Source organism: Achromobacter semiaridum, from assembly GCF_053543755.1.
On the sequence record NZ_JBLVOL010000016.1, the window covers coordinates 49,337 to 60,442 of the forward strand.

An 11,106-nucleotide genomic window follows, 5' to 3' on the forward strand; every position below is an offset into this window, starting at 1 on the left:
GGGCGGCGCCACGGCGGACCGGGCCGCCGTGGGCAAACTCATCACCATGACGGAACATATCGACGTCATCGTTCCGCGCGGCGGCAAAGGCTTGATTGCACGGTTGGCGCAAGAGGCCCGGGTGCCTTTGATCAAGCACCTGGACGGCAACTGCCACATCTACATTGATGCGGCAGCCGACCCCGACAAGGCGCACGCCATTGCCTTCAACGCCAAGACCTACCGCTACGGCATTTGCGGCGCGATGGAAACGTTGCTGGTCGATGCCGTGGCCTCCGTTTCCATTTTGCCCACGCTGGCGGCAGCCCTGATCGAGCACGGCGTTGAACTGCGCGGTTGCCCGCGCACGATGGCCTTGCTGCCCCACATCACCCCTGCCTCGGAAGCAGACTGGGGCACGGAGTACCTGGGTCCGATCCTGGCCGTCCGTATTGTTGACACGCTGGATGACGCCATTGAGCACATCGCGCGCTGGGGCTCTGGCCATACCGACGCCATCGTCACCGAAGACCTGTCCGCGGCGCAGCGCTTTCAACGTGAAGTGGATTCCAGCTCGGTCTACGTCAACCTGCCAACCTGCTTTGCCGATGGTTTCGAATACGGGCTGGGCGCTGAAATCGGCATCTCGACGAACCGTTTGCACGCGCGCGGCCCGGTCGGCCTGGAAGGCCTGACCACGCTGAAGTGGGTATTGAACGGCGAAGGGCAGGTCCGGGGCTGAGCCACCCCAGCCCGGGGCGGCCTGGCCGCCCCAGATCGCTGACGCTGCCCTGAACACGGGGCAGCGCCAAGCCTTTTACAATACGGGCTGATTTTTTTCCGCGCTTTCGTTCTGCCCTTTCTTCATCCAACGCGGCACGCCGCGCAATCTTGAGATCCCCATGCATTCACCTGTCATGGCCATGGCCTTCAGCCTTTTCGTGCTTTGCTTCATCACCTGCACGCTGAGCGGCATTGTCCTGTTCTTCTTCAAAAATAAAGAAATCAACGCCGCGTTCAAGCATCCCTATTTGCAACACCGCCCGTGGAAACAGTACCCCCTGTCGATTCAGGCGGCCATCATGCTGGATTATTTCTTCCGCCTGATGTTTCCCGGCACGCGGTTCTGGCTGATTGGCAACGCCAACGATTTGCTGGGTCATGTCGACCCGAAGAAAGCGCCGCTTTCACTGAAATGGCCCATCGTCGGCTTCTGGGGCTCGTGCTGGCTGGGGCTGATTGCCATGATCGTCCTGTGGGTGATGCTGTACTTGGGAGCCTGAGCCCATGCAGATCCGTATCGAAGACTATCCCGGCAGCATCGACGCAGCCCGCACCTTGATCGCGGCGCGCGAATCCGGCGTGGCAGGGCCGCGCTTGCCGGCGGACTGCCGTCCGCAATCCATGGGGCAGGCATTCGCGGTGCAACAGCGCACCGCACAGCTCTTGCAGGAAATGCGACAGGACCGCATCGCGGCCTGGAAAAGCGCGCTGCCCTCGCCCGAGAAAATGGTGGTGGCGCCGATTTACGCATCGGGCACCGTCCATGCCGAGACTGGCCCCGTTGCCACGCGCGCGCAAGTGGTGCGCGTTGAGCCGGAAATTGCATTTGAACTGGCGCAAGACCTGCCCGCCCGCGACACCCCCTACACCGAAGCCGAGATTGACGCAGCCGTGGGCGGCGCTCGGCTAGCGCTGGAAGTGCTGGGCTGTCGCTACGCGTCGCCCGAACATGCCAGCCTGCCGGAACTGCTTGCCGACCATATGTTCAACGAAGGTCTGGTGCTGGGGCCGCGCATCGCCAGCGCCGACACGGTACCTTCCAGCATGACGTTGACCTTGTCCGTCGGCGGCCGCGAAGTCGAACAACATCCTGGCTTTCACCCTAACGATCACCCCAAGGCCGGCCTGTACTGGTTGGCCAATTTCCTGCGCGAACAAGGCTTGGGGCTGCACGCGGGGCAGCACGTCATTACCGGTTCGTATGCCGGATTCCTGGACGTGCCGGCCAACCAAGACATCGAGCTCGTCTACGGCGAGCTCGGCGTGCTTCGCGTGCGGTTCGGCAGCCAGGGCGGCGGGCTAACGCCAGCGCAGCGACACATCAACGCGGTTCGCGATTGAAGTCGGGTTCCGCGATGGTGATGGCGTCGTTGCCCGCCTCGATGATTTCGCCGGCGGCCAGACATAGATCTTCGCGGTAGCGCCCCGCAACGATCTGCACCCCAACGGGGCTCTGCCCCACGCTGCTCATCGCGCTGTCCATCGCCACCGACAACCCCGGCAAGCCCATGAAGGGCACGCCGATCTGCGTCATTTGCGCACTCCAAACGCGCGCGTAAGCCGCATCGCCTTGCAAATCCAGGTTGTCGGGAAAAGGTAGTTCGGCCGATACCGGCAGCAACAGGACCGGATACTCGGAAAGGAACACTTCCCACAAGCGGGTCAACGTAGCCCGACGCGTCAACACAGCGGAAAAATTTTCCAGGTTTGCGTCCGCGGCCTTGTCGCGTTGACCCCGAAGGGCCACCAGCGCCCCTGGGTCGCCTTCCTTTTCGGCGGCCGCCAACATGGCCTCATAGCCGTCCGCCATCCACATGCGGATCTGCAAGTCGGCCGCCTCTTGCATGGGCGGCACGGCGTCCAGCGTGTCTACCGTCCAACCTGCGTCGCTGAGCCTGCGCGCGGCTTCCTGCAGTGCCTTGACGACCGCGGGCTCCGGGTTCATGCCGTCCGGGTTCACGCACAGCGCGGCGCGGCGGGGAACATCGGGGCCCACAAGCGGCGCCGGCACCCACCAAGGGTCGCGAGGGTCACGTGCGGACATTGCCGCCAGGCCCAAGCGCACGTCGGCAATGGTGCGCCCCAACGGCCCGGAGACGGCCGTCAATTGGCCGCCGATGGAACGTTCCGGCAAGGCCGCGTTGTACGCGGGCACGCGGCCCAGCGATGGCCGCAACCCGTGCACACCGCAGGCATAGGCGGGGTAGCGGATGGACCCGGCGATATCGGTGCCATGGGCCAGATGGCCGATGCCCGCCGCCACCGCCGATGCCGCGCCACCCGACGAGCCTCCGGGCGTCAAGGCCCGGTTGCGCGGGTTGCGCGTGTCTCCGTGCAAGCCATTACCGGTGAACCAGCGCAAGGAAAACGCGGGCGTGTTCGTGCGGCCAAGAATGACGGCACCGGCGCGCAGCAGATTGTCTACGACGGGGCTGTTCTGCGCGGCGATCACGTCTTTTTGCAGGCTGACGCCATTGGTGGTGGCGTAGCCTGCCTGGTCAACGTTGACCTTGACCGTGACGGGCACGCCGGCCAGCATGCCGGGATCTTCGCCGCGTGCCAGTTGCGCATCGACTTCACGTGCCCGCGCCAGGACCTCGTCAGGGCGATGATCGACCACGGCATTCAGCGCGGGGTTGACGGCATTGAGCCGGTCCAATGCGCTTTGCGCGGCCTGGACAGCCGATACGTCACGCTGTCGGATTAGAGAGGCAAGCTCAACTGCGGATAAACGCCAAAGATCGGACACGCGTCACTCCTGATTCGTGGTTTTTCTGCGGGGCAGGCAAACCTTAGCGCCTGTCGCCCGGCTTCACAAGCCACGGCTTACCGCGGTTGCGCGGCTATTTATCTTCTTCGAACACCTGGACGATGGCGGCGGCCACGGCCCGCACCCGCGCGGTGCGGTTCAGGTCCCCGTGCATGACCAGCCACAAATCATACGGTTCGCTACGACCCGGCCAGATACGGACCAGGTCGGGATAGTCCGGCGCCATGTGCGTTGGCAGCTCGCCGATGCCCAGGCCGGCCACCACGGCGGCAAGTATCATCATCCCGGAATTGAGCTCGATCGCGATACGCCCGTTGCCCGTCGGTTCCCCGCAAAACGTGTCCGACCAGCCCGGCAACACCGCCTGCTGGTACGTCACCAAGGTATGTCCGGCGAAGGCCGTGCCCGGTTTGGGCTCGCCGTGCGCGGCAAGATAATCGCGCGAGGCATACAGACCGACTTCCTTGCGGGCCAGATGGCGCTGGATCAAATCGGGGCTGTCTGGCTTGACGTTGCGTATGGCCAAGTCCGCCTCGCGACGGGTCAGGTTGCTGATCTGTATCGATGCAGACAGCACGACGCGTATGTCCGGATGCTGCTCGTGCACGCGGCGCACCGCCTCCATGATGAAGTAGCTGGCGACGGTTTCGGATGCCGCCACGCGGACCACGCCCGACAGGCGATGGTCCAGCCCCTGCATCTGCCGCTGCAACTGGTCGGCGGCAAGCTCCATGCGCTCGGCCGCGGCAAAGGCCAGCTCGCCCGCCGGCGTGGGCACGTAGCCGCCGGGAGTGCGCAGGAACAGGCGCGCGTCCAGCGATGACTCCAGCGCGGCCAGGCGCCGGCCCGCCGTTGCCTGGTCAATTTGCAGCAATGCCGCCGCCCCGCGCAGCGTTCCCACACGATATATCGCCAGGAAAATCCTGGCATTGTCCCAATCCATAGCGGCGCCCCTGGCCTGAATCCATTGGCATCGCCACCCGTTCATGCCCATTCAGGGCCGGCCCGCGATGCATTTATGCATCACTATAAAGCAGTAATACGGCTTTTTTGCATGCTGGAAAAATTCTAAGCTTCAGCCCTCGGAATCCCGCTGTCTGCCTCTCATGAATACCGCCTGCCAGTCATCCCCAGTACCCTCCATCGACGCCAAAGCGGCCACTGCCTGGCTGCCGCTTATTACCCTGGCCATCGGCTTCGTCATGGCGATGCTGGACGTGACCGTGGTTAACGTGGCGCTGCCCAGCATCGCCGTGCAGTTCGTCGTTCCGCTGACTGATCTGGTGTGGATCGTCGACGGCTACACGTTGACGTTTGCCGCCTTGCTGTTGGTGGCCGGCGCGCTGGCGGACCGCTATGGGGCCAAGACGGTTTATCTGGCCGGCCTGGCCGTGTTTACGCTGGCGTCATTGCTATGCGGCCTGGCGCCTGACGCCAACACGTTGATCGCGGCGCGCATGTTGCAAGGCCTGGGCGCCGCGCTGTTCATGCCCAGCTCGCTAAGCTTGCTGACGCACGCCTATGACGACGACCACGTGCGCAACCGCATGCTGGCCGCCTGGTCGGCGATCGTCGCCGTGGCAGGGGCCACCGGACCCTTGCTGGGCGGTGTGTTGATCCACCAATTCGGTTGGCGCGGCATCTTTCTCATCAACCTGCCCTTGGGCATCGTCGGGCTGTGGCTTGCCCGCCGTCGCATCCAGGCCGCCCCACGACGACCCCGCGCGCTGAATCCGATTAGCCACCTGCTGGGCGTGATTGCGTTGTCTGCGTTGTGTTTCGTGCTGATCCAGGGCAACGCGTACGGCTGGACATCGCCTCGCATTGCCGGCGTCACCGCCCTGTGCGCCGTGGCCATCGTGTTGCTGGTGCGGCGCGAACGCCGCCACGCCGAGCCGATCCTGCCCCGCGCCCTGTTCCAGACGCCGCACTTTGCCGCGGCCAACGGGGTTGGCTTCCTGATCAATCTGGCTTCTTACGGGCAGCTGTTCCTGCTTAGCTTGTTCCTGCAACATGCGCGGGGCGCGGACGCGCTTCAGACCGGTATCCAACTGGTGCCGATGCTGGCGGTTTTTTCGATCGGCAATCTGATTTCGGGCCGGGTGTCGGCGCGCTGGAACGTGTCGGCAGCGCTATTGGGAGGCATGTCATTGGCCGCCGTCATGAGCGCCCTGGGGATCGCCGCCTTCACGCCCGCCATCGCCTACTGGCCCTTCGCTGTCCTGATTGCGCTGGGCAATCTGGGCGTGGGGATCGCCGTGCCCGCGATGACCAGCATTGTGATGCAGGTGTCAGGCAAGCACCACGCCAACAGCGCGGCGGCGGCGTTGAACGCGAATCGGCAGTCGGGCGCATTGGTCGGCGTCGCGCTGATGGGCACCATCATGCATGTGCTGCCCGACTGGAACACCGCCCTGCCCGTTGCCTATGGCGTGATCGCGGCAAGCTACACGGCCGGCGTCGGGCTGGTATGGCGTTACCTGCGCCGCGCGCATAACGCGTAAGGCGGGCATGCAAGCGCGGTGCGTTTGCATCACAATATGGGCCGATCCCTGCCACTCGGAGAGCCCTATGTCGCACCCTGCCACGCCCACGCCGACCATCCGCCGTATCGCCATCGTTGGCGCCGGCACCATCGGAGCCAGTTGGGCGGCGCTGTTCCTGGCGCATGGGCTGACGGTGGTGGTCAGCGACCCCGTCGCTGATGCCGAAGCGCAAACGCGCGCCCGCGTGCAGGCCGCCTGGCCGGTGCTCAAGGAATTGGGCCGCGTCGTGGAAGGCGCATCGCCCGATGCGTTGCTGTTTGAGCCGGACTTGGCGATGGCGCTGACGGACGTGGACTTCGTGCAGGAAAACGCGCCCGAACGCGAGGATTTCAAGATCGACCTGTTTGCGCGGATGGACGCTTTGTTGCCGCCTCGCGTGATCGTGGCCTCAAGTTCGTCGGGTTTGATCATGAGCCGTCTGCAATCGCGCTGCCAACATCCGGAGCGCTTCGTCATCGGCCATCCGTTCAATCCGCCGCATCTGATTCCGCTTGTGGAAGTGGTGGGGGGCGACAAGACGTCGGCGGACGTCATCGAGCAAAGCATCGCGTTCTACCGGGCCATGGGCAAATACCCGATTCGCTTGAACAAGGAAGTTCCGGGCCATATCGCCAACCGCCTGCAAGCGGCCATTTGGCGCGAGGCCATCCATCTGGCTGCCGAAAACGTCGCCAGCGTGGCGGACATCGACGCCGCGGTGTCGCAAGGGCCGGGATTGCGCTGGGCATTGTTCGGGCCGCACATGACGTTCAACCTGGGCGGCGGCGCGGGCGGCCTGGCGAATTTCATGGACCACCTGCTGGGCCCCGTGCAAACCTGGTGGGACGACCTGGGCACGCCCGAGATGACTCCGGAACTACAGCGCAAACTTATCGAAGGCGTCAACGCCGAAGCGGAGCGGCGCAGCATCGCCGACATGGTGCAAACGCGCGATGCCCAACTCACGGCGTTGATCAAGGTTTTGCATCGATAAGGCGACGGAGCAGCCCTCGGCCCCCGAGCGCTGACGCGTTAAGCTGTTTTCTTGCAAATACCGATTTTCAAGTTCCGATGACCGACTATCGGGTGAATGCCGGCTGACCGACCGGCCCATCCAAGGAGCCTTCGAATGACTGTTGTCACCCAAGATCCCGGGCAATCCCGCTTCACCGCCACCGTCGACGGCGTGCTTTGCGTGTTGGACTACCAATTGCAAGGCAGCACGATGGCCATCGTGCACACCGGCGTCCCCAGCCAGGTCGGCGGACGCGGCATCGCCGCCGAACTCACCCGGACTGCGCTGGACACCGCGCGCGCCAACGGCTGGAAAGTGCGCCCCTTGTGCTCGTATGCAGAGGTCTACATGCGCCGCCATCCCGAATACAACGACCTGCGGGCCTGATCCCCGCCGCTGCCACACTGTGACGAAGAAAACTGCTTCCCCGGCCGCTCCTTGCCCTTGCGGCGGCGCGGTCTACGACCGCTGCTGCGGCCGCTGGCATGAAGGCCCGCTGGCCATGCAGGCGCCCACCGCCGAAGCGCTTATGCGATCGCGCTACAGCGCATTCGTCCTGGACAAATTGCCTTACCTGCTGGCCAGCTGGCATCCCCGCACGCGGCCCGCTTCGCTGGAGCCGAATCCGCCCGACTTGAAATGGCTGGGGCTGACCATCAAGCAAGCGCGCGAGCAGGGCGCGGATCACGCTACCGTGGAATTCGTGGCCCGTAGCCGTCAGGCAGGCCGCGCGCATCGCATGCACGAGGTCAGCCGCTTCGTGCGTGAAAACGGCCAGTGGTACTACGTGGACGGCGATGTGACCTGAAACGGCCGGCGTTCACACGACCGCCGGGTCTCGCGTGTCCGCTTCGACGGCCTGCTGCAACGCGCATACGAGTTGTTGCTCGATGCCGGGCGGCACACGCCGATTGCTGACGATGGCCAGCTCGGTAGACGGCACCGGATCGAACCCGTCGCGCGCCACAAGCACCTGGTGCGTATCCAGTGTGGCAAACGCGGGCAGCAAGCTCACGCCCAGCCCCGCCGCCACGGCCGCCTGTACGCCCGCCAGGCTATGGCTGTGATAAGCGCCGTACCAGGCGCGACCGGCGCTTTCCAACGCGTAGACCATCCGCTTGCGATAGATGCACCCGGGCGGAAACATCACCAAAGGCACGGGGGAATTTGGCGCCGGCGCCGTGTGCCCCCTTGCGCCGATCCAGACCAGACGCTCGGGCCACGCCGCCAGGCAGGGGCCGTCGTCGGGCTCGCGCTTGATCAACGCCAGATCCAAGTCGCCGGAAGCCAGTCTGCCACGCAGCTCGGTGCTCATGCCGCTGGCGGTTTGCAGCCGGACGTCGGAATGGCTGGCCGCGAATCGCGCCAACAGCAGCGTCAGCCGCGCCACGTCGAAGTCTTCAGGAATGCCCAGGCGTAAAACGCGCGCGGCCTGAGGCGCCATCAAGACATGTTCGGCCTCGTCCGCAATGGCCAACAGGCGGCGGGCGTAAGCTAGCATCACCTCGCCATCCTCGGTCGCAGACACATTGCTGCCCGTGCGGTCCCGCAGCAGCAATGTCTTGCCCACTGTCTGCTCCAGCTTGCGCACTTGCTGGCTGACGGTCGATTGTGTGCGATGCACGCGTCGGGCTGCTCGTGTGAAGCTGCCTTCATCGGCAACGCAGACCAGCGTTCTCATGAGTTCCAGGTCTAGCATGGCGGCCTTGATATTAATTTATCGACTGAGTGGAGTTCTATTATTAATTTTACGACTTCGTGCGTACCGTCCTACGCTGACGATTCTGATATTTTTTCTGAAGGACCTGCCATGCCCTTGAATTCACTTCCCCGCCCGCGATGGCTGACGTTTGACTGTTACGGCACGCTGATTCAGTGGGACGAAGGGCTACAGGCCGCAGTCGCACGCATCCTGGCTGGCAAGCCGATATCGCATTCAGCGCCGTCCCCGGATGAGTTCCTGCATGTGTATGACCAACATGAGCACCGCCTGGAACGCACCCCGCCCCATCGCAGCTTTGCCGACATCTCGCAAGAGTCGCTACGGTTGACCATGCAGGATCTTCGGCTGCCCTATCGGGCTGAAGATGCAGACATATTAATAGGCAGCATTTCCGCCATGCCGCCGTTTCCGGAAGTCGCGGACACGTTGGCCACGCTGAAACTGGCGGGCTTCCGCCTTTGCATCATTTCGAATACCGATGAAGACATCATTGCCGGCAACGTCGCGCAGTTGGGGGGGCATATCGACCGCGTCATCACGGCCGAATCCGCGGGCGCGTATAAGCCGTCACGCAAGATCTTCGCGCATGCCCACCAAAGTCTTGGCGTCACGCCAGCCGACATCGTGCATATTTGCGCCAGTCCCCATCTGGACCATGCGGCTGCGCGCGACATCGGATTCCGATGCGTATGGATTGACCGGGGAACGGGTCGTCAGCTATTGCCTGACTATCGTCCGGACGCTACCGTACCGACATTGGACCGGGTGCCTGACGTGTTTCGCACCGCCGGTTGGCTATAACGCCGCGGCCTGACGCCCTATAGTTGGCGCGGGCGCCTTTTTCTTACCCCTACCTAAGCCCGAAGGCAGACATGAATCAAGAACCTCATTTCGCAGACGCTCTTTATCACGCGGAACCTGTGGCTGCGCTTCGCGCGGATTTGGCCTTGGCTTTACGAGCAGCCGCGGCTCACGGCCTTGGCGAAGGCGTCTGCAATCACTTCAGCGTCGCGTTGCCAGGTGACCCTGACCACTTTCTGCTGAATCCCCGCGGTCTTATGTGGAACGAGGTCCAAGCCGATGACATCGTACTGATCGACGCGCAAGGCAACAAACTGGCCGGCCGACACGCCGTCGAGCCCACGGCTATGTTCATTCATGCTGCCATCCACCGTATCGCTGGCAAGGCCTGTGTCCTGCACACGCATATGCCGTACGCCACGGCGCTGACGCTTACCGCGGATCGGGGTTTGGACACGACGCTGTCGCAAAACGCGATGCGCTTCCATGGCCGCCTTGCGATTGACGAAAACTACAACGGCCTTGCCTTGGACGTTACCGAGGGCGAACGCATTGCGCATGCCATGCAAGGCGCAGACATCGTCTTCCTTGGCAATCACGGCGTTGTGGTTTGTGGCGAACGGCTGGACTACGCTTACGACGATTTGTTTTTCCTGGAACGCGCGTGCGCAGCGCAGGTCCTTGCGCAGTCAACCGGGCGCCCGCTCAAACCAGTAAACGCGGACATCGCTGCCAAGGTCGCCGCTCAGATTCAAAGTGAACGCCTGCAATCCGAACTGTTCTTCGAAGCGTTGCGCCGCCAACTTCCATAAACGGCGTCCTTGGATTCCCGCAAAACAAAACCCCCTCGGAGCGTGAGCTGCGAGGGGGTTTAAATAATCAGCGGCTTGCAAAGGCCGGGACTTCCAAAATCAAAAATCCAAAGACAAAACCCCACAGGATTACCTGTGGGGTTTTGCGCAATAAAAGCCTGACGATGACCTACTTTCACAGACGTCCGTCCACTATCATCGGCGCGAAGGCGTTTCACTGTCCTGTTCGGGATGGGAAGGAGTGGTACCACCTTGCTATGGTCGTCAAGCGTAACTGCTTGAGAGGGTGCCTTGAACGTCAACCTCTCGAATTTTGTGTACTGCCTGGCACTGCACGAACATCTAATCACATTCGTGATGACACCAAGTACCTGTCGTCACGCATGGATGCGTTCTCACTTATACAAAAACAAAACCCCACAGGATTACCTGTGGGGTTTTGCGCAATAAAAGCCTGACGATGACCTACTTTCACAGACGTCCGTCCACTATCATCGGCGCGAAGGCGTTTCACTGTCCTGTTCGGGATGGGAAGGAGTGGTACCACCTTGCTATGGTCGTCAGGCGTAACTGGTTGAGCGGTTGCGGGTTAGCGCAACGGCTCCAATCTTGGAAGAAACACAACGTGTGGATGATCAGAGGCCAGCTCGATGATCATGCACAGGGGGGGTCGTAATTGGTGTTGGCTGGCTGCTGAC

12 protein-coding genes and 2 rRNA genes are annotated in these 11,106 nt (G+C 62.9%); 9 read left to right on the forward strand and 5 right to left on the reverse strand.

All coding sequences use genetic code 11. The features are described from left to right. From ACNPP0_RS05160 to ACNPP0_RS05170, 3 genes are all read left to right on the forward strand, one after another. Positions 1–721: glutamate-5-semialdehyde dehydrogenase (locus ACNPP0_RS05160; RefSeq protein ID WP_448705188.1), on the forward strand; the 721-nt coding region annotated here is incomplete at its 5' end. Between the two features lie 160 nt (positions 722–881). Next, positions 882–1,262: a hypothetical protein gene (locus ACNPP0_RS05165; RefSeq protein WP_332611470.1), complete on the forward strand. Its 381-nt coding sequence runs from the start codon at positions 882–884 to the stop codon at positions 1,260–1,262. 4 nt (positions 1,263–1,266) lie between these two features. Then, positions 1,267–2,103: a 2-keto-4-pentenoate hydratase gene (locus tag ACNPP0_RS05170; protein WP_448705189.1), complete on the forward strand. Its 837-nt coding sequence runs from the start codon at positions 1,267–1,269 to the stop codon at positions 2,101–2,103. On the opposite strand, the gene ACNPP0_RS05175 is transcribed toward ACNPP0_RS05170, so the two are convergent. Both ACNPP0_RS05175 and ACNPP0_RS05180 read right to left on the reverse strand, forming a co-directional pair. Continuing rightward, entirely contained in the window at positions 2,084–3,511 is a 1,428-nt protein-coding gene (locus ACNPP0_RS05175) for an amidase family protein (RefSeq protein WP_448705190.1), read from the reverse strand. The two genes, ACNPP0_RS05170 and ACNPP0_RS05175, sit on opposite strands and share 20 nt — an antisense overlap. Positions 3,512–3,605: 94 nt before the next feature. After that, complete coding sequence (locus tag ACNPP0_RS05180) at positions 3,606–4,475, reverse strand: LysR family transcriptional regulator (RefSeq protein ID WP_448705191.1); 870 nt, start codon at positions 4,473–4,475, stop codon at positions 3,606–3,608. 163 nt (positions 4,476–4,638) lie between these two features. On the opposite strand from ACNPP0_RS05180, the gene ACNPP0_RS05185 reads away from it, so the two are divergent. From ACNPP0_RS05185 to ACNPP0_RS05200, 4 genes are all read left to right on the forward strand, one after another. Continuing rightward, positions 4,639–6,036 carry an MFS transporter gene (locus ACNPP0_RS05185; protein WP_448705192.1) on the forward strand — a complete coding sequence of 466 codons (1,398 nt, stop codon included), beginning with the start codon at positions 4,639–4,641 and terminating at the stop codon, positions 6,034–6,036. 67 nt (positions 6,037–6,103) lie between these two features. Further along, on the forward strand, positions 6,104–7,051 hold the full coding sequence (locus ACNPP0_RS05190) for a 3-hydroxyacyl-CoA dehydrogenase NAD-binding domain-containing protein (protein WP_448705193.1): 948 nt from the start codon (positions 6,104–6,106) through the stop codon (positions 7,049–7,051). A gap of 135 nt (positions 7,052–7,186) precedes the next feature. Next, complete coding sequence (locus tag ACNPP0_RS05195) at positions 7,187–7,459, forward strand: GNAT family N-acetyltransferase (RefSeq protein WP_448705194.1); 273 nt, start codon at positions 7,187–7,189, stop codon at positions 7,457–7,459. Between the two features lie 19 nt (positions 7,460–7,478). Continuing rightward, entirely contained in the window at positions 7,479–7,880 is a 402-nt protein-coding gene (locus ACNPP0_RS05200) for a YchJ family protein (protein WP_448705195.1), read from the forward strand. A gap of 12 nt (positions 7,881–7,892) precedes the next feature. Here the strand turns inward: ACNPP0_RS05200 and ACNPP0_RS05205 are convergent, their stop codons facing one another. Next, positions 7,893–8,771 carry a LysR substrate-binding domain-containing protein gene (locus ACNPP0_RS05205; RefSeq protein ID WP_442880356.1) on the reverse strand — a complete coding sequence of 293 codons (879 nt, stop codon included), beginning with the start codon at positions 8,769–8,771 and terminating at the stop codon, positions 7,893–7,895. A gap of 111 nt (positions 8,772–8,882) precedes the next feature. Between ACNPP0_RS05205 and ACNPP0_RS05210 the strand changes: the two genes are divergently transcribed. Both ACNPP0_RS05210 and ACNPP0_RS05215 read left to right on the forward strand, forming a co-directional pair. Then, positions 8,883–9,596, forward strand: coding sequence for a haloacid dehalogenase type II (locus ACNPP0_RS05210; RefSeq protein WP_448705196.1), 714 nt, complete (start codon positions 8,883–8,885; stop codon positions 9,594–9,596). A 71-nt stretch (positions 9,597–9,667) separates the two neighbouring features. After that, positions 9,668–10,408 carry an aldolase gene (locus ACNPP0_RS05215; RefSeq protein WP_332611455.1) on the forward strand — a complete coding sequence of 247 codons (741 nt, stop codon included), beginning with the start codon at positions 9,668–9,670 and terminating at the stop codon, positions 10,406–10,408. Between the two features lie 156 nt (positions 10,409–10,564). On the opposite strand, the gene rrf (ACNPP0_RS05220) is transcribed toward ACNPP0_RS05215, so the two are convergent. Continuing rightward, positions 10,565–10,677, reverse strand: a 5S ribosomal RNA gene (gene rrf, locus ACNPP0_RS05220). A gap of 183 nt (positions 10,678–10,860) precedes the next feature. Next, positions 10,861–10,973: ribosomal RNA gene (rrf, locus tag ACNPP0_RS05225) — 5S ribosomal RNA — on the reverse strand. Between the last annotated feature and the right edge of the window lie 133 nt (positions 10,974–11,106).